Genomic DNA, 18,406 nt, shown 5'->3' on the forward strand with positions numbered 1-18,406 from the left:
CTTTCCGGTCTTTCCGGTTCGCGCGCAGCGCAGGCATTGGACGTGACGACAGCTTCGATGCCCGCGGCGGTGCCCTCATTCCCGGACGCCGCCGCGCGCTACATCCATCACGGCACGCCAGACTTCCGCCGCACCAATCTCGCCCTGTTCGCCGCCGGCTTCGCCACGTTCGGCCTGCTGTACTGCGTGCAGCCGCTGATGCCGGAGTTCAGCCGCCACTACGGGGTGAGCGAGGCGGGCGCGGCGCTGTCCTTGTCGCTGACCACCGGGGTGCTGGCGTTCGCGATGCTGTTTGCCGGCGCGCTGTCGGACGCGTGGGGACGCAAGTCGCTGATGGTCGCTTCGCTGCTCAGCTCCGCGGTGCTGGTGCTGGTGACTGCGATGATGCCGGACTGGTACGCACTGCTGGTGGTGCGCACGCTGCTGGGGCTGACCCTGAGCGGGCTGCCCGCGGTGGCGATGACCTACCTCAGCGAGGAGATGCACGTCGAGTCGATCGGGCTGGGCATGGGCCTGTACATCAGCGGCAGTGCCGTGGGCGGCATGGGCGGGCGGCTGATCACCGGCGTGCTGGCGGACTTCTTCGGCTGGCGCATCGGCGTGGCCGTGGTCGCGCTGATCGGCATCGTGGCCGCGCTGGTCTTCTGGCGCATGCTGCCTGCCTCGCGGCATTTCACGGCGCAGCCGCTGCGCTGGCGCACGGTCGCGGGTCGCTTCAACGGCATCTTCCACGACCGTGGCCTGCCGTGGCTGTTCATCGAGGGCTTCCTGCTGCTGGGCGCGTTCGTCACGGTCTACAACTACCTCGGCTACCGCCTGCTGGCGCCGCCGTACAACCTCAGCCAGGCGGTAGTTGGCCTGATCTTCGGCATCTATCTGGTGGGCACCTTCAGCTCGGCGTGGATGGGCCACCTGGCCGGCAAGCTGGGCCGGCGCAAGGTGCTGTGGACGGCGCTCGCGCTGATGCTGGCCGGAGTGGCGCTGACCGTGGCGCAACCGCTGTGGCTGGTGATGGCCGGCCTCGTGGCGGTGACGTTCGGTTTCTTCGGCGGCCACTCGATCGTCAGCAGCTGGGTCGGCCGCCGCGCCGGCGCGGCGAAGGCGCAGGCCGCGTCGGTGTACCTGTTCTGCTATTACATGGGCTCCAGCATCGCCGGTGCCAGCGGCGGCCTGTTCTACGCCGCGCACGGCTGGGCCGGGGTGGCGCTGTTCGTCGGCGCGCTGGTGCTGCTCGGACTGCTGGTCGCGCTGTGGCTGTTCCGGCTGCCGCCGCTGGTCAATGTGGCGACCGCGCCGACGCCGATGAGCAAGGGCGCGATGGGGTAGGGCGGGCACTGCCCGCCGATGTGCGGAGTCGAGAGCGGTGAGCGCCGATGTGCGGTGCACAGCGGCGGGCGGTGCCCGCCCTACGGGTGACGCGGAAGGTGGCGCGAGTCCGGGCTCATGGCGCGGCCGACTTCAGCATCCCGTTTACGGTGTCGTAATCGCCGTCGTTCGCGGCTGCTGGAAGCCCGAGCAGGTGGGTCATCAGCGGATACACGTCCACGTTCGGGAAGGCGGGGACTTTCGCGCCGACGCGAAACGCCGGGCCGTGCGCGATGAAGATCGCCTGCATGGCAGGCTCGGCGTTGTCGTAGCCGTGGTTGCCCAGGCTGGGCGGGTCCTTCTTCGCGGCCAGCTTGGCGCGGCTGGCGATGCGCCAGTGCACGTTGGCCAGGCAGATCAGCTGCGGCACCCGCGGATTGCTTCCGTAGTCGAAGCGCGCCGGTATGCGGCGCTTGTCCCAGCAGCGCATGTGTCGTTGCGGTCGTTCCAGCTTGCGTTCGATCGCCGCGAACCGGGCGCGGTCTTCCGCGCTGTCGGAGCGCGGATTGAAGCCGGCGACGATGCCCTCGCTCACCAGTTGCACCTGGTCCAGCGGCAGCAGGTCGTCCAGCAGCACGGTGTTGCCGGCCGGCACCGTGGCCATGCCGTGGTCGGACAGCACGATCAGGTTGATCCGCTGGAACAGCCCGCGCCGCTTCAGGCCCTGCAGCAGTCGGCCCAGCGCGGCATCCGTGGCGCGCAGCGCGGCGTCGACCTGCGGCGAGTCCGGGCCGTGCTCGTGGCCGGCGTGATCGACGGCATCGAAATACAAGGTGAGAAAACGAGGCCGCAAGGCGGGCGGCAAGTCGAGCCAGGCCAGCACCTGGTCGACCCGCGCATCGGCGCCGACACTGCCGTCGAACGGGTGCCAGTAGTCGGGATGGCGGCCGTGGATCGCCGCTTCCGAACCCGGCCAGAACATCGTCGCGGTGCGCATGCCGTGTTCGTCGGCGGTCACCCAGATCGGCGTGGCCTCGTCCCACCAGCGGCCGTCACTGACCGCCTTGCGGTTGCCCAGCGAGAACTTGCCCAGCTGCGGGTCGAACATGGTGTTGTCGACGACGCCGTGATGGTCCGGGCGCAGTCCGGTGACCAGGGTGTAGTGGTTCGGAAACGTCAGCGAGGGAAACGAGGGTTGCATCGAGGCAGCCTGCACGCCGTGCCTGGCCAGCTTCTCCAGGTTGGGGCTGAGGCCGCGATCGATGTAGTCGTGGCGATAGCCGTCGATCGAGATCAGCAGCAACGGTGAGGGTTCGCTTGTCGCGGCGCGGACGAGCGCGCGATCGGTGCCGGAAAGATGCGCGCAACCGGCGCACGCGGCGATGGCTGCGCAAAGCAGCAGGCGGAACACTGTGTTCATGCGGGTCGTTGCACACTCTGGCCAAACCAACGCCCATGGTCGCGCAGAGTCATGACGATTGCAGCCCACGCATCTCCAACCCGCATGCTCGCCTGTACGGCGATGCTGCTGGCGCTCGGCTCTTCCGCTGTCGCGGGCGCCGGGCAGGTCACGCCGCCGACACCGGTGCGCGCGTACGCGCCGGTGCAGGGCGACGCGTCCCGCCATGCCGTGCGCCAGCAGCAGCTGCGCGATCAGGTGCGCCAGAGCGAACTGCAGCAGCAACTGCAACAGAACGTGTCCGACAACGCGAAGCGTCCGGGCGCGAAGAACAAGCTGCTGCAACGCCAGCTCGAGCAGGCCGACCAGGCGCGGCACGAGCGCGACCGCGCTGCGCTCAGGGACCTGCTCGACCGGCAGCAGGCCTACTCCGTGCTGCCGCGGGTGATCCCGCCGGATGCGCCGGCGCCGGCGCGCAGCGGCGGTTGATCAGCGCGCCGCGCGGCGCCCGTCGTCAGCGCCGAACAGGTCGCCGTGCGCGATGCGGCGTTCCCACCCCAGCAGGAATCGCTTCGCCGGCAGGCCGCCGCCGAAGCCGGTGAGGCTGCCGTTGCTGCCGATCACGCGATGGCAGGGCACCACGATCGGCAGCGGGTTGCGCCCGTTCGCCGCGCCGACCGCGCGCATCGCCTGCGGCTGGCCGATACGGCGCGCCAGCTCGCCGTAGCTGATGGTCTCGGCGTAGGGGATGCGCGCCAGTTCCTCCCACACCGTCAGCTGGAACGCCGTGCCTTGCGGATGCAGCGGCAGGTCGAACCCGGTTCGCGTGCCCGCGAAGTATTCCTCCAGTTGCTCGCGCGCGAATGCGAGCGCCGACGACGAGCGCACCCAGTGCGGCGAAACCGGCCGCGGGTGCCGCTCGGTCTCGAAGCGGATCTCGCGCAGCCCCTGCGCGTCGGCCAGCAACAGCAGGCGGCCGACCGGGCTCGGCATCCCGTCGACGTGGATCGTTTCGGCGTTCATGGTTTGCTCCGTTGGGCGGTCGCGGCGTCGCCGACGCTGCGCCACAAATGCATCACCGCGTAGGCGCGCCACGGTCGCCATGCCTCGGCCAGCGCGGCGAGCGCCTTCGTGCCCAGTTCGGCGCCGTCGCCGGCCGCCGCTCGGCGCAGGATCAGGTCGGCGGCGGGGAATGCATCGGGGTGGCTCAGCGCGCGCATCGCCATGTAATGCGCAGTCCATTCGCCGATGCCGGGCAGCGCCACCCAGCGCGCGACGAACTCCTGCAGCGGTTGCTCCACGCGAAAATCCACGCGGCCGTCGAGCAGCGCCTGCGCGATGCCGCGGATCGCGGCGGCGCGCGCGGTGGTGACGCCGAGTTCGCGCAGGTCCGCGTCGGCCAGTTGCGCCGGGGTCGGAAACAGCCGTTCCAGGCCGTCCGGCAGCGGCAGCGCGAGCACCGAGCCGTGGCGCTGCACGATGCGCGAGGCCAGCGTACGTGCGGCCGCCACGCTGACTTGCTGGCCGAGCACCGCGCGCACCGCGATCTCGAAACCGTCCCAGCTGCCCGGCAGGCGCTGGCCCGGGTGCTGGCGCAGCATCGGTTTCAGCACCGCGCTGGCGCCCAGCGTCGCCGCGATCACGCGCGGGTCCGCGTCGAGGTCGAACATCCGCCGCGCTCGCGTGACCAGCGGCAGCAGTTGCGCGGGCCGTGCGCCGTGCAGTTCGAGTTGCAGCGCGTGGTCACCGCCCGGCGCCGCGGACAGACGCAGCCAGCCGGCATCATCCGCGTCGCCGAAGACGCGCGCGTAGGCGTGCTCGTCCACCCGTTCCACGCCGGGCAGCGCGCGCGTGCGCAGGAATGCCAGCAAGGCCGGGAAGTCGTATGGCGGGCGATAACCCAGGCGCAGCACCAGCGTGGCGCCGGCCGCAGCGCGCGGTTGCCGGCGCAGCTCGCGCGGCGGCATCCGGTTCGCCGCCGCAAACGCGGCATTGAAACGGCGCAGGCTGCCGAAGCCCGACGCCAGCGCCACCTCGGTCACGGGCAGCGCAGTCTCGGTCAGCAGTTGCTTGGCGAACAGCAGGCGGCGAGTGGTGTGCACGTCGATCGGCGGTGCGCCCAGATGCGCCACGAACAGGCGGCGCAGTTGCCGCGCGCCGACGCCCACGCGCGTGGCCAGCTCCGCCAGCGGACGCTCGCTCAGCGCGCCGGCATCGATCAGTTTCAGCGCACGCGCCACCACGTGCTCGCCGCGATGCCAGCTTGCATTGCCCGGCGCCAGTTCCGGCCGGCAGCGCAGGCAGGGCCGGAACCCGGCCGCTTCCGCGGCCGCGGCGCTGGCGTAGTAGCGGATGTTTGCCGGTTTCGGCGGCGGCGCCGGGCAGACCGGGCGGCAATAGATCCGCGTGCTGGTGACGGCGGTGAAGAACAATCCGTCGAAGCGGGCGTCGCGGCTCAGCCGCGCCTGTTCGCAGACGGCCAGCGCGGGCAGGATGGCGGCGGGTGATTCGGACATGGGCGCAGGCTAGCACCGCGGCGGCCGCGGAACTGGCCGTTTTCGGACATCAATGCCGGATCGTCGGCAGCACCACCGCGGTGGGTCGCTGGCAGGCGCGCTGGCGGCTGCGGCGGAAGTCCCCCGCCTCCTTGTCGCTGGCGGGGCGGCCGCTGTCGCCACCATCGAACGCGACCCGCCACGAACCGTCCGGCGCGCGCCGCCATGTCGTCGAGAAATGTCCTATCGCGTAACGCGATGCCGCGTTCGCGCCCAGGTTCTCGAACAGGTACGGGCCGCTGGACGTCGCCAGCGTGCCGTCTGCGCTCGCGACCACGTGCTGCGGATACCAGTCCAGCCGCACGGCCTTGCCGGCAAGGATCGCCGCCCAGTGCCGCACGATTGCCTGCGGTCCGCGCACGGGCGTGTCCGCATTTGCGTCGAACACGCTGTCGTCGGCGAGGAACGCGGCGAATGCCGCGGCATCGTGCCGCTGCACGCTGCGGGCAAACGCCAGTTCGCGTTGCCATACCTCGCAGGCGGCGCGATCGGCCGCAGCCATCGCGGCGGACGCCGGCGCGCCGGGCAGGGCGGCAAGCAGCAGGATCAACCCCATCGAGCGTGACATCGGCGACTCCGGCGGTCGGGTTGCCGCGCAGCTTCCATCCGCCCCAGGCGTGGCGCCAGTGCCGGAACGCACGGGGCCATTGACGCAGCGCCGCGGGCATGGCCAGGTCAGCCTGGAGGCCTGCGCGAGCGTGGCGCTGCGCAAGCACACCGGCATCGACGCCGCCCGCAGCCCGCCCTCAGCCATGCCGACGGCCGCTCAGCGCCTGCGTTCGACGGGCACCCCGCGAAACGCGCGCTCCACGCCCTTCGCCCACCGGACGTTCAGGCGGAGGTGATGCCGAGCAGCCCGCCCACTGCGCCGAGCAGGGCGCGGCGATCGTAGGGCTTGGCCAGGAAGGTCGTGTTTTCGGGAAAACAGGTGAAGCTGTTGCGTGGATCCGCCGAGATCAGCATGACCTGGATGGACCGATGCCGTCGGGCGTGCAGCGCCAGTTCGATACCGTCGATGCCGCCGGGCATGTGGATGTCGCTCACCAGCAGGTCGATGGTGGAATCGTGCATCAGCATGTTCAACGCGCTGGTGCCGTTGCCGGCGGTCACGACGTGGTAGCCCTCGGCCTCCAGCACCATCGCGGTGGCGTCGCGGGCGCTGCGGTCATCCTCTGCCAGCAGGATGGTGTAGTTCTGCGCATGGGTCATGGCGATCTTCCGCAGACGGGGACCGACCATGATCTGTCCGGTGTAAAAGCCCGGTGAGGGTGGAATCTGTGTAGGCTGTAGCTCCCCGGGGGCGGCGACGCATGAACCGACTTGAGCGCTATCGACAGCTGGTCGGGTTCTTCCCCGATGGCATACATGAGCTCGACGTGTCCGGTCACATCGTCGGCATGAACGACAGCGGCCGCGCCGCGCTGTGCATTGCCGACCCGGTCAGCGCGATCGGGCAGCCGCTGGCCGCGTTCTGGCCCGAGGGAGCGCGTGCCGCGATCGATGCAGCGCTGGCGAGCGCGCGCGAGGGGCGCTCGGTCGAGTTCACCCAGGTGCTGCCGTCGGCCGACGGCGAAGATGGCTGGTGGGAGATCAGCGTGCATCCGTATCTGGATGCGCGACAGCGGGTGGACGGCATCGTCGTGATCAGCCATGACGTCACCGAGCCGGTGCAGGCAACGCTGGCCCTGGACACGGTGATCCACGGCCTGCACCGGCGGCTCAGCCTCAGCGAACTGGCCGGCGAAAGCGATGCCGCCCGCTATGAGGCGCTGGCCCGGCAGCTGGCGCGCGCACGGGTGTTCCAGCGGGAGGGAGCCGGCCGGGAGGCGTCGCTGAAGCTGCAACTGGGCCTGGCAAGCGCCGCCCAGGCGGTGGCCGAGCACGCCTCGCAGCAGGCGCAGAAAAACGAGGCGATTGGCCAACTGGTGGCGGGCCTCTCGCACGACTTCGCCAACATGCTGCAGATCGCCATGGTGGCGCTCAGCAGCATCGAGGACGATCCGGCCAACCTCGACGAGCGGCAGCGCCGCATGCTTGGCTACAGCATGGAGGGCGTACAGCACGCCGCGCTGCTCGCCAAGCGGCTTCTTGCGTTTGCCCGTGTGCACCGCTATGCGGCAGCGCCGGTGGAACTGACCGCGATCGTTCGCGACATCGAGGGTTTTGCCAGGCAGAGCCTGGGCGCCGGCATGGATTTCCAGGTTGGGCCCGTCGCTGACGAGCTGCCTACCCTGGGCGACTGCCATTCCATCGAACAGGCCTTCATCAACCTGTGCATCAATGCACGCGACGCATGTCGCGGGCAGGGCAGCATCCGGGTCGACCTGGGCGAGCTGATCGTGGGCGAGGCCGAGAGCAGCACGCTGCGCCAGGCGGGCGACTACGTCACATTGGCCGTCACCGACAATGGCAGCGGCATGGAGGAAGCCGTGCGCGAGCGCCTGTTCGAGCCGTACTTCACCACCAAGCCCGAAGGCGCCGGCACCGGCCTGGGCCTGGCCCAGGTGTACGGCGTGATGCGGCAGGCCGGTGGTTTTGTCGACGTGGAATCCGCGCCCGGCCAGGGCACCACGATGACCCTGGCGTTCCCGCGCCTGCGCCTGCCCGCAGCGGGCTGACCCGGCAGACCACCGCATTCGGGCCGTGTGGCCGCTGACCTATACTCGGCGGTCTGACTCACCGGAGCGCATCGCCATGAACGCACCCACCCGCATCGACACCACCCGCACCATCCGCGCGCCCCGCGGCAGCGAGCTTTCCTGCAAGAGCTGGCTCAGCGAGGCGCCGTTCCGCATGATCCAGAACAACCTCGACCCCGAGGTGGCGGAGAATCCGGCGGAGCTGGTGGTGTACGGCGGCATCGGCCGCGCCGCGCGCAACTGGGAGTGCTTCGACGCGATCTTGCGCAGCCTGCGCGAGTTGAACGACGACGAGACCCTGCTGGTGCAGTCCGGCAAGCCGGTTGGCGTGTTCCGCACGCATGCCGACGCGCCGCGCGTACTGATCGCGAACTCCAACCTGGTGCCGCACTGGGCCACCTGGGAGCACTTCAACGAGCTCGATAAAAAGGGCCTGATGATGTACGGCCAGATGACCGCCGGCTCGTGGATCTACATCGGCTCGCAGGGCATCATCCAGGGCACCTACGAAACCTTCGTCGAGATGGGTCGCCAGCATCACGGCGGCAACCTCAAGGGCAAGTGGCTGCTCACCGCCGGCCTCGGCGGCATGGGCGCGGCGCAGCCGCTGGCCGCCTCGCTGGCCGGCATGTGCAGCCTCAACATCGAATGCCAGCAGAGCCGCATCGACTTCCGTCTGAAGACCCGCTACGTCGACGAGCAGGCCAGCAGCCTCGACGACGCGCTGGCGCGCATCGCGAAGTACACGAAAGCCGGCGAGGCGAAATCCGTCGCGCTGCTCGGCAACGCCGCCGACATCCTGCCGGAACTCGTGAAGCGGGGCGTGCGCCCCGACGCCGTCACCGACCAGACCAGCGCGCACGACCCGGTCAACGGCTACCTGCCGCAGGGCTGGACACTGGAGCAGTGGTTCGAGCGCCGCAAGGCCGACCCGGTCGGCACCGCCCGCGCCGCCAAGCTGTCGATGAAGACCCACGTGGAGGCGATGCTCGCCTTCCACGCGCAGGGCATCCCCACCTTCGACTACGGCAACAACATCCGCCAGATGGCGCAGGACGTCGGCTGCGAGAACGCGTTCGCCTTCCCCGGCTTCGTGCCCGCCTATGTGCGCCCGCTGTTCTGCCGCGGCATCGGGCCGTTCCGCTGGGTGGCGCTTTCCGGCGACCCGGAAGACATCTACAAGACCGATCAGAAAGTGAAGGAGCTGATCCCCGACGACGAGCACCTGCACCACTGGCTGGACATGGCGAAAGAGCGCATCAGCTTCCAGGGGCTGCCGGCGCGCATCTGCTGGGTGGGGCTGGGGCTGCGCGACAAGCTCGGGCTGGCCTTCAACGAGATGGTGCGTAATGGAGAATTGAAGGCGCCGGTGGTGATCGGGCGCGACCACCTCGACTCCGGCAGCGTCGCCTCACCGAACCGCGAAACCGAAGCGATGAAGGACGGCAGCGACGCCGTCAGCGACTGGCCGCTGCTCAATGCGATGTTGAATGTGGCTGGTGGGGCGACGTGGGTTTCGTTGCATCATGGCGGTGGGGTGGGGATGGGGTATTCGCAGCACTCCGGCATCGTGATCGTGTGCGACGGTACGGCCGAGGCGGACAAGCGGATTGCGCGGGTGTTGTGGAACGATCCGGGCACCGGGGTGATGCGGCATGCGGATGCGGGGTATGAGATTGCGGTGGGGTGTGCGAGGGAGCAGGGGTTGAAGTTGCCGATGGTTTGATGGCTTACCAATAATAACCTTGAGGCAAAGATAATGGCATTAAAGACAACAAAGGAAAAAACTCTAGTAGTCAAGAACTTCTCGTGCATCGAGAAGGCTAGTTTTCAAATAAACGACTTGACATTGATCATCGGTCCTCAAGCTAGCGGAAAAAGCGTTCTTTGCAAATTATTTTATTTCTTTCATTCCATTCCAGATGAGCTTCCACGATGGGTGCAGGATGTGGGTAAAGGAGGGGATCTTAAGGAAAGGATTTTGGAGCGATTCTCCGAATGGTTTCCGCCGAGTAGTTGGGGAAGTCGCCAGTTTTCGATTATATATTCGACTGGTGAATTTTCACTCACGATCACTAAGTCACGAAGTCGGGATCCTAAAGCCAAGCTGGTTGGATCTAAGAGTTATGATGATTTGTTTAACAAGTTAGTTAGCGTCTATAAATCCAGCAGGGAAAGCAAGGCTGCCAGAGAGAGCGCTGAAGTTGATAGCGGCTGGAGACTCTACACCGTATTGGATAAAACGATCGATTCGTTGATGGGCGACGAGAAGCCACTTGGTCAGCTATTTATCCCTGCTGGGCGTTCCTTCTTTACGAGCGTTGGCAAGATCGTTGCCGCATTCGAGGCGGGCGGTATCCTGGATCCTGTTGTTTCACGATTTGGCAGGCTAGTCACACAGTTGCGCGAGCATGCATTTTTTGAGGGCGAGCCGAAAAATAAGAATTTATCTATTATTGAGGGATTGATAGGCGGTCATGTAATTCGAGAGCGCGGGCGGGAGTTCTTGTCAACACCCGACGGTAGAAACATTCCATTTTCGGCACTCTCGTCCGGTCAGCAAGAACTCCTCCCGTTATTTGATGGGCTTCGCTTCTCTCAGTTTTCTGAACAAAATAACCTTGTTTATATCGAGGAGCCTGAGGCACATCTATTTCCGAGTGCGCAGACTGACCTGGTAGGTATGTTTGCTCAGCTGATCAATAGCGGCAAGAAAAAGGTTGTATCCAGATCAAGAAATAAGACTCTTGCGAATCGCCAAATTGTTTTGACAACTCACAGCCCCTATGTCTTGGCAAAAATAAATAATTTGATCAAGGCCGGAGATCTTGGGTCGCGCGTGGTCGGTGAGAAGAAAAAGGCCATCGAGAAGATAGTTGACCCGTCTTGCTGGATTAGCCCGAGAAGTGTTTCGGCATACAAAATTGTTGATGGTAAGCTTTCCTCCATAATTGATGATTATGGTTTGATAGATGGAGATTATATTGATAGTGTTTCAGCCGCCACCGGAATCGAATTCGATGCACTCATAGATATTGAGGTATCTCTATGAGTTGCAAGGCTTATAGGACGCGTAGTTCAGTGTCGAACATAAAGATTGAAGATCATGGAATGTCTGCCGTTTTTTTGAATCCACGAAGGCAGGTTCACCATATCGTCAAGGTGGATGGTGGTTTGGTTGCCCAGCAGCGTGCGGCCGATTATGTCGTCTCCAAGCCGGGGGTGGGAGATTTGGTAGTAGAGCTAAAGGGAAAGGATGTGGGCGTTGCTTGTAAACAAATTGAGGCGACGCTGTGCATAATGAATCGATGTGAGGAGAAGCGATCTCCAGTTGCAGGATTGATCGTTTGTACCCGAGTTCCATGCTTTGATACCAAAGTTCAAGGTTTGAAGAGTTATTTTGCAAAAAGATACAAAAGCCGCCTCACAGTATGCTCATCGAAGAATAAGTTTGACTTCGAGAAGTTCTTTGGAAAATAGCTCCGAAACCGAGAAGTTCTTTGGAAAATAGCCCCGAAACCGGGACGGAGTCTGAGGTTTCCCCACGAAACCCTACGTTGAATCAGTGGCTTGGCATTGCTGCGCATGGAAAGAAGTGCGCGCATGGTGCAGTCTTCAAGGTGACGAAACCAGCGAGGACTACCAGGCCATGCGCGCCAGCCGAGTATTGCAGAAGTGTCTTTCAGGTTCATTCACGGCTATGCACCGTTCGCGATTAGAAACAGGGGTCAGAGTAAGATGGCCCGGGTTTGACGGACACCTTTGAACGGGGACAATCCCCTAGGAGGTAAAGTTAAAGGGGACGTAAAGTTAAAGGGGACGTGGCTAAAGTTAAAGGGGACGTGGCTAATTAAATTCTGACGCCGTTCTTTCGGTGGGTGGGGAGCATAGCGCTTGTCCGTAGGAATAAGGGAACGGACCCTTTTTTGCTTTTTTGGGCCGCCTTGCGATCAAACAGCAACTGGGGCGGAAACTCGCACCAAGGAAGATCGACCGGCCGAGAAAGACCGCCATCGAAACCGTAGACCTGCTGGAAAGTCGACTCTGACCGCGGTTTTACCTTGTGCGAGAATTCTCGCCAATCCATTGGGCGTTGCACGGCATGAAAACTATCGGGCTGATCGGTGGCATGAGCTGGGAATCCACGATGCACTACTACCAGCGCATCAACGAGCTGGTTGCCGCACGCCTGGGCGGCCTGCACTCGGCCAGGTTGCTGCTGTGGAGTGTCGAGTTCGCCGAGATCGCGCGCCTGCAACACGCCGATGACTGGGATGCGGCCGGCCGCATCCTCGCAGGTGCCGCGCGCCGGCTGGAACACGCCGGGGCCGAAGGCCTGTTGATCTGCGCCAACACGATGCATCGGGTGGCGCCTGCGGTCGAGGCGGCCGTCAGCGTTCCGGTGCTGCACCTTGCCGACATCACCGCCCAGGCCTTGCTGGCCGACGGCCACCGCAGCGCCGCGTTGCTTGGCACCCGCTTCACCATGGCCCAGCCGTTCTATCGCGAACGGCTGGAACGTCACGGCCTGTCCATCAGCGTGCCGACATCGGAAGAACAAGACGCGCTGCACCAAATCATCTTCGATGAGCTGGTGAAGGGGCGCGTGGAGCCGGCATCGCGCGAACGTTTCATCACGATCATGCGCCGGATGCACGCCGCGGGCGCGCAGGCGGTGATCCTCGGCTGCACCGAGTTCGGCATGCTGCTGCGCGCAGAGGATGCGCCAGACATCCCGCGCGTCGACACAACCGAACTCCACTGCCAGGCCGCCGTGGGTTGGATGCTCGCGTAACGCTCCGGTTACAAGACGCGACCTGACCCACTTTCAGTCGGGGTGCCCCCAGACGCTCACCGACGGCGCAGCCTGAAACCAAGCAAAGATTGCCGCATTCCAACCGCAAGGATCGCAGCACCCCAACACAACCGCCGCGAACGCCAGCGGACCATCGGCGCCACACGCTGGCGACAGCTCAGAAAGTCGATCCTGGCCCCTGTTTTCTCGAAAGCCCGCTGGAAAGTGCACTCTGAACCAGGTTTCAGGTTTCAGGTTTCAGGTTTCAGGTTTCACCGGTTTCACCGGTTTCAGCGATTGTTCCAGGGGAAGCCGGTCGCCAGGGTCATCTGGTCGTTGACCGGATACCTGCGCGGATAGAAGCCCGTGAACGTTGCCGTGCCGGCCTGGACCGCCATCAATGTCCGGTCCAGGTCGCGAAGGTCTTTCACGGTCAGCCAGGGCGCCGCCACGCCCTCGCCCTTTCGACAGCAGTGCGCGGTCCACAGGATCGTGTCGCCGGGCAAGGTCGCGAGCAGCCGCTGCGCCGTCTGGCGATAGGCCGACAAGCTCGCGCCCGGCAGGAAGGCGTAAAGCGTGGTGGGATAGACGTAGTCGCCGATGAAGAGCCGATGGTCCGCTGCATCGAACAGCGCCGCGGAGCTTGGCGTATGGCCTGGGGTGGACAGGACGGTCAACGAGCGGCCGCCCAGATCGATCACGGCGCCGGGGCTCAGCCATTCGGTGATCCGCGTTGCCGGAGCGCTGCGCCCGTCCCAAAAGCCGAGGTACGCGTAACGACTCGGCCGCAGGCGCCCGTTGGACACATCCGCACGCGTCTGTGGCAGATCGATCATGGCCACGTGATCGAAAGCACCGATCCCGCCGAAGTGGTCGAAGTGCAGATGCGAGACCATCACCGTGACTGGAAGGCGCGTGAGGGATCTCACCACCTTGCCGATGTCGCGCGTTCCCGACCCCGAGTCGAACATCAGCGCGCGCTTCGTTCCGATGATCAGGTAGGAGTAGTTCTGCTGGTAGTAGCGCGGCTCGCCGATGGCGAAGGTTCCCGCGCCGAGATCCTGCACCACGAAATAGCCATCGAACATGCGGCCCTTGGCGATTCTGGCCGGCGCGGGATCGACGATCACGTGCGGCTCCAACCGGGGCATCAGCTCGGCGTAAACGAACGGCGCAAACGCCGCGGCCAGCACGGCACCGACCAGCAACACGCCGACGATGACACCCGCGGCGACCCATGCCCTGCGCCAGATGCGGGAACCGGTTTGTTTGCCCATGCTCGCTCCCGCTGTTCGACGTCAGACTGCGCCGTGTCCAGGCCACCGTCGCAATCCGGGACGCCAGAAATTGAACCCGACCCCGGTTCTATTTAGGCAACCCCGCCAGCCACGCCAGCACCGCGTGTGACAGCTCGATGCGCTTGTCCGAATAGGCGTGGTCGGTGGCGAAATGCCGGGTGGTCACGTGCGTGTCGCCGGCGTTGCGCAAGGCAGCGGCGAAGGCGCTGTTCTCCCGGGTGAGGCCGTCGTCGGCCGTGAGGATCAGCGCGTTGCGGTTTTTCAGTGCATCCACCTTGTCCAGGAACGGCCAGCTCATGGCGTGGTCCGCCAGCTCCCTGGCCAGCCCGTCTGGTGTGCATCCCGCCAGCGGCGCCATGCCTTCTTCGGCCAGTCCGTGGGCCATGGCGGCGATCGCGTCGGAGCGCTTTTCCTTCTCGAGTAGAGCTTGCATGCGTCCGGACATGTCGGCGGCCGAGATGGTGGCGAAGGCCTTGATCGCGGGATCCGCCGCAGCGGCCTCGACGGTCATGAAGCCGCCCATGCTGTGGCCGATCAGCACGATGCGGTTGGGATCCAGTCGCAACGACCGGGCCACCTCCGGCTGGCGCAGGTAGGCGATGGCGGCCCCGGTATCCTCGATGCTGTGCGCGAACGAGAAGCCGCCCGGCGTGCCCCACGAACCGCGGTAATTGAAGTACAGGACATCCCAACCGGCGCGTCGCATGTCCTGCGCCAGATCGAGGTTGCGCTCGTTGCCGGGAAACCCGTGCAGCAGGATCACCACCGGATGGGGACCCGCGCCCGCGGCGATGTAGACCAATGCGTTCATCAGCTCCCCATGGCTGGGGATCTGCATGGTCTGCATGGAGGCGCGATCAGGCGCGTGGGCCATTGCCGCATCCTGAGGCGTACCCGGAACCGGCGGCATCCCGGCGCGGACGGCTCCAGCGGCGAGCGCAAGACAGGCGCTGAGGAACACAACCCTTGCGTGCTTCATGGCATTCCCCTGAGCGGAATTGGACGGGTCTGGTATGGAAGGAGCGCCGAACGCCAACCTTGTCAGATTACTCCGCCGAACATGAAGAGGTGTCACTGAAAAGGTGTCAGGGACAATTTTGGGTCGGCAATGGGGTCGCCAAATTTTCCATGACACCATTCTTCGAATCGGCAACCCGCGGCCTGATCGCTGCGAGGTGATGCCCGGCATGCCGTGAAGAGCCACCGCATCGTCTTTTGCGACGCGAGTCCCAAAGGGACGTGGCAACGCATCCGGCCAGACACGCTGGCGGGCTATCATCGTGCCAGCATCTGAAACCCTGGCCGTCGCTGCGTCACTCACTCAAGGAAGGTCCACATGTTCAGGGCAATCGAGCCATATCTGCTGGTCAACGATTCGGGCGTCGAAGTGTCACGCAGCGATCGCAACGCCATGCAGTACCGCAAGGGCGACCATGTGCTGTCGTTGTATTGCGACACCATCGCGTCCGACGACGGACGGTTCGGCGCCGCCATCCTGTTGCCGCTTGATCTGCACTGGGATCCGCCCTTCGAACGGGAACGGATCGATTTCTTTGAACGCGCGACGATCGAGAAAGATCTGCTGGATGCCTGGCGCGTGGTCGATTACCGGGTGACCATCGAGCGCTGATTCCATGACATCCCACACGGAAGTGGTGCGGCTCAAGGGCCTCATAGCGTCGGGAGCGATGTCGGTCGCCTCGCCGCACGATGGCGCGGTTTTCTACTCGGATGACGCGGGCAAGAATCGCGTTGCGGTCGAAGCGTATGCGAAGCGCTGCGGTCAGGCGGGGAAGCAAACCACGACACTGGAGGCGACCCGCTGCGGACAGTGGCTCGAAAGCGAGCATCTTTATGCTTCGCCGCTCTCGTTGTCTGCGGACGACATCTGGGCGGAAGCGTCGGTGAAGTACGCCCGGGAGGCATCGGGAAGCTGCCGTTGCTTGGTCGCCCACGCGCCATCCGATCGGGTCTTCCGCAAGCACGAGCTGGCCACGCTACTCGACAACGACAAGGTCACCGACCTCAACAACATCCCGCGGCAGACGCTGAAGTCCATCCATGACCGTGACCCCGGCGCGGCTTTCTCGGCGTTGGAACAGGCGGATCTGGCATTGAGGGGTGCCAAGGTTTCCGATTTTCACGTATGTCCGGTGGTGACGGGAGTCGTTCCCCATGTGGATGGGCCGATATCCATGGGATGCCCGACGGTGGCAGCACGAGTGGGGGACATGGCCGTTTGCGTGGGCCCACCAGACATCATCGCCAAGGGCTCGACCAAGGTCTTCATCGGCGGAATGCCGGCAGCGCGGATATCCGACAGCACGGCCCACGGCGGACAGATAGTTCTGGGAGCTTTCACGGTGCTGATCGGGTAGACATTGACCGGTTCGGCCCCATCCAGGCGACAGAAGCTCTCGCATCAGGCTCCCGATACGGCCGCACGTGCACGAAACACAAGCCTGTTGGCCGAAGCCGCCGGCCTGACTCGGGCAGGGCTGTACGAGGCACTGTCCAGCGAGGGCAACCCCAGTCCCGCCAGTACCATGAAGATGGCGAGGGCGCTTGGCTATCGGTTGAGCTGCTGCTTGATCGTGAGCGACATTACGCCATGGCGCGTGCGGTCGGGTCGCGGCGCCTGAGACGGTTGCGGGTAAACTGGGCCGCATCGCAACCATCGGCAGCGCCGAGCTTTCGGCAGGGGATCGCAGACACATGCCCGTACTGGACTGGATCGGCAAGCAGGCCGTCGTCAAACACCATCGTGACGTGCCGTATCGCTTGCTGGAGCCGGTGCCGGAGCTTTCCTGTCTCCCTCTCCCTCCGGCAGAGGGCCGGGGTGAGGGTTCGGGCCTTGCGGAAAACGACAGCGGCAACCTGATCGTCCAGGGCGACAACCTGCTGGCGCTGAAGGCGCTGCTGCCGCGCTATGCGGGGCAGGTCAAATGCATCTATATCGACCCGCCCTACAACACCGGCAACGAGGGTTGGGCCTACAACGACAACGTCAACAGCCCGGAGATCAAAAAGTGGCTGGGCGAGGTCGTGGGCAAGGACGGCGAGACGCTGGACCGCCACGACCGCTGGCTGTGCATGATGTATCCGCGGCTGATGCTGCTGAAGCAGTTCCTGCGCGAGGATGGGGTGATTTTCGTTTCGATTGACGACAACGAACTTCACCACCTGCGCAGCGTTCTCAATGAAGTGGGCGGTTTCAAATTCGTGGGTTGCATTGTCTGGGAGCGAAAGCGAAAGGGATCACACCTCTCGAAGAAGCTCACAAAGAAGACCGAGTACATCGTGGTTTGCAGCCGGCGGTCGAACGATATTGAGTTGGTTGGTGATGATGTCGGTGAAGATGAGGATTTCCCGCTGGTCAAGCGAACCAACGGAGTGAAAGACCTCCACATTCCCGTTGACAAGCTTGGTCCTACCGGACTCCCGGATGGTATCTATCCTCGTGGTCAATACGGTCGTGGTGGAACTGCTGTCGAGCTTGTCCACGATGCAACGGTGGTTGATGGCCGATTCACGTCCGATGTCTACTTGAGGGGACCATTCGTATGGACTCAGGAAAATATGGATAGAGAGCTCGCGTCAGGTGGACGGTGCTTTCTGCGCACAAAAAATATGTCGTTGCGTGCCGTGAAAGGTTCGGACAACCAAGGACAGAAAGGCCTCAGCAGCCTACTGACAAAAGAAGTAGGGACGAACGAGGATGCATCGTCTGAACTCGCGGAAATCCTCTCGGTTGATCTCAACTCAGTCTTCCAGTACTCGAAGCCGTGTGGCCTAGTGAAAGCATTGGTTAGGGCGGCAACCTTCTCCGACCCGGACTCACTGATTCTCGATTCATTTGCGGGCTCCGGTACCACCGCCCACGCCGTGCTGAAGCAGAACGCCGAAGACGGCGGCAACCGTCGCTGCATCCTCATCGAGATGGACCCGAAGATCGCACGCGACGTCACTGCCGAGCGCGTGCGCCGCGTGGCGCAGGGCTACACCAATGCCAAGGGCGAACAAGTCGCGGGTCTCGGCGGCGGCTTCCAGTTCTGCAAGCTTTCCGACGAACCGTTGTTCACCGCCGAAGGCCAGGTGCGCGACGACGTGACGTTCGCCCAACTGGCGGAGTTCGTGTGGTTCGTGGAGACGGGAGCGGGCTTCGCAGGCAATACCAACTCACCCCGGATCGGCGTGCACGAAGGCCGCGCGGTGTACCTGCTCTACAACGGCATCCTCAAGGACAAGTCCGTGGCCGGCGGCAACGTGCTCACGGCCGCCGTGCTGGATGTTTTGCCGCCGTTCGATGGCCCGCGCGTCATCTACGCCGCCGCCTGCCGGCTGGGTGCGCCGCGGCTCGCGCGCGAGGGCATCGTGTTCAAGCAGACACCCTATGCGTTGGAAGGGTAATCTGG

General features: G+C 64.6%; 18 protein-coding genes. 11 read left to right on the forward strand and 7 right to left on the reverse strand.

Annotation, left to right across the window (positions count from 1 at the left end; genetic code table 11):
* The first annotated feature begins 57 nt into the window (after positions 1-57).
* Entirely contained in the window at positions 58-1,326 is a 1,269-nt protein-coding gene (locus ACVCL9_RS03470; protein WP_447099464.1) for an MFS transporter, read from the forward strand.
* A 115-nt stretch (positions 1,327-1,441) separates the two neighbouring features.
* Here ACVCL9_RS03470 and ACVCL9_RS03475 read toward each other — a convergent pair whose 3' ends face one another.
* A complete protein-coding gene (locus tag ACVCL9_RS03475; protein ID WP_447099107.1) occupies positions 1,442-2,725 on the reverse strand; it encodes an alkaline phosphatase family protein in 1,284 nt (427 codons plus the stop codon).
* 84 nt (positions 2,726-2,809) lie between these two features.
* On the opposite strand from ACVCL9_RS03475, the gene ACVCL9_RS03480 reads away from it, so the two are divergent.
* Positions 2,810-3,193 (forward strand): hypothetical protein, encoded by a 384-nt coding sequence (locus tag ACVCL9_RS03480; protein WP_447099106.1) that lies wholly within the window; start codon positions 2,810-2,812, stop codon positions 3,191-3,193.
* Here the strand turns inward: ACVCL9_RS03480 and ACVCL9_RS03485 are convergent, their stop codons facing one another.
* From ACVCL9_RS03485 to ACVCL9_RS03500, 4 genes are all read right to left on the reverse strand, one after another.
* Positions 3,194-3,727, reverse strand: a complete 534-nt coding sequence (locus ACVCL9_RS03485) for a methylated-DNA--[protein]-cysteine S-methyltransferase (protein ID WP_395117998.1) — start codon at positions 3,725-3,727, stop codon at positions 3,194-3,196.
* Positions 3,724-5,220 (reverse strand): AlkA N-terminal domain-containing protein, encoded by a 1,497-nt coding sequence (locus tag ACVCL9_RS03490; protein WP_447099105.1) that lies wholly within the window; start codon positions 5,218-5,220, stop codon positions 3,724-3,726. Before ACVCL9_RS03490 ends, ACVCL9_RS03485 begins: the two co-directional genes overlap by 4 nt.
* Positions 5,221-5,269: 49 nt before the next feature.
* The gene (locus ACVCL9_RS03495) at positions 5,270-5,827 is read right to left on the reverse strand and encodes a YybH family protein (RefSeq protein ID WP_447099104.1); all 558 of its coding nucleotides are present in this window, start codon (positions 5,825-5,827) and stop codon (positions 5,270-5,272) included.
* A gap of 263 nt (positions 5,828-6,090) precedes the next feature.
* Entirely contained in the window at positions 6,091-6,468 is a 378-nt protein-coding gene (locus tag ACVCL9_RS03500; RefSeq protein WP_447099103.1) for a response regulator, read from the reverse strand.
* A 101-nt stretch (positions 6,469-6,569) separates the two neighbouring features.
* Between ACVCL9_RS03500 and ACVCL9_RS03505 the strand changes: the two genes are divergently transcribed.
* The 5 genes from ACVCL9_RS03505 (at position 6,570) to ACVCL9_RS03525 (ending at position 12,693) form a co-directional block, all read left to right on the forward strand.
* Positions 6,570-7,877 (forward strand): two-component system sensor histidine kinase NtrB, encoded by a 1,308-nt coding sequence (locus tag ACVCL9_RS03505; RefSeq protein WP_447099102.1) that lies wholly within the window; start codon positions 6,570-6,572, stop codon positions 7,875-7,877.
* Positions 7,878-7,953: 76 nt separating this feature from the next.
* Positions 7,954-9,624 carry a urocanate hydratase gene (gene hutU, locus ACVCL9_RS03510; protein ID WP_447099101.1) on the forward strand — a complete coding sequence of 557 codons (1,671 nt, stop codon included), beginning with the start codon at positions 7,954-7,956 and terminating at the stop codon, positions 9,622-9,624.
* Positions 9,625-9,741: 117 nt separating this feature from the next.
* On the forward strand, positions 9,742-10,950 hold the full coding sequence (locus ACVCL9_RS03515) for an AAA family ATPase (protein ID WP_447099100.1): 1,209 nt from the start codon (positions 9,742-9,744) through the stop codon (positions 10,948-10,950).
* Between the two features lie 59 nt (positions 10,951-11,009).
* Positions 11,010-11,378 carry a hypothetical protein gene (locus tag ACVCL9_RS03520; RefSeq protein WP_447099099.1) on the forward strand — a complete coding sequence of 123 codons (369 nt, stop codon included), beginning with the start codon at positions 11,010-11,012 and terminating at the stop codon, positions 11,376-11,378.
* A gap of 622 nt (positions 11,379-12,000) precedes the next feature.
* Entirely contained in the window at positions 12,001-12,693 is a 693-nt protein-coding gene (locus tag ACVCL9_RS03525; RefSeq protein WP_447099463.1) for an aspartate/glutamate racemase family protein, read from the forward strand.
* Positions 12,694-12,983: 290 nt separating this feature from the next.
* On the opposite strand, the gene ACVCL9_RS03530 is transcribed toward ACVCL9_RS03525, so the two are convergent.
* Both ACVCL9_RS03530 and ACVCL9_RS03535 read right to left on the reverse strand, forming a co-directional pair.
* On the reverse strand, positions 12,984-13,970 hold the full coding sequence (locus ACVCL9_RS03530) for an MBL fold metallo-hydrolase (RefSeq protein WP_447099098.1): 987 nt from the start codon (positions 13,968-13,970) through the stop codon (positions 12,984-12,986).
* Positions 13,971-14,058: 88 nt separating this feature from the next.
* Positions 14,059-14,952 carry an alpha/beta hydrolase family protein gene (locus ACVCL9_RS03535; RefSeq protein ID WP_447099097.1) on the reverse strand — a complete coding sequence of 298 codons (894 nt, stop codon included), beginning with the start codon at positions 14,950-14,952 and terminating at the stop codon, positions 14,059-14,061.
* Between the two features lie 375 nt (positions 14,953-15,327).
* Here ACVCL9_RS03535 and ACVCL9_RS03540 point away from each other — a divergent pair, with 375 nt between their 5' ends.
* The 4 genes from ACVCL9_RS03540 to ACVCL9_RS03555 all read left to right on the forward strand — a co-directional run bounded on the left by ACVCL9_RS03540 (position 15,328) and on the right by ACVCL9_RS03555 (position 18,401).
* Positions 15,328-15,621, forward strand: a complete 294-nt coding sequence (locus ACVCL9_RS03540) for a hypothetical protein (protein WP_447099096.1) — start codon at positions 15,328-15,330, stop codon at positions 15,619-15,621.
* 463 nt (positions 15,622-16,084) lie between these two features.
* Positions 16,085-16,369, forward strand: coding sequence for a PAAR domain-containing protein (locus tag ACVCL9_RS03545; protein WP_447099462.1), 285 nt, complete (start codon positions 16,085-16,087; stop codon positions 16,367-16,369).
* Positions 16,370-16,372: 3 nt separating this feature from the next.
* Positions 16,373-16,633 (forward strand): helix-turn-helix domain-containing transcriptional regulator, encoded by a 261-nt coding sequence (locus ACVCL9_RS03550; RefSeq protein ID WP_447099095.1) that lies wholly within the window; start codon positions 16,373-16,375, stop codon positions 16,631-16,633.
* 73 nt (positions 16,634-16,706) lie between these two features.
* Positions 16,707-18,401, forward strand: coding sequence for a site-specific DNA-methyltransferase (locus tag ACVCL9_RS03555; RefSeq protein WP_447099094.1), 1,695 nt, complete (start codon positions 16,707-16,709; stop codon positions 18,399-18,401).
* Positions 18,402-18,406 lie beyond the last annotated feature (5 nt).

The sequence above is a fragment of the Rhodanobacter sp. UC4438_H5 genome (assembly GCF_052978405.1).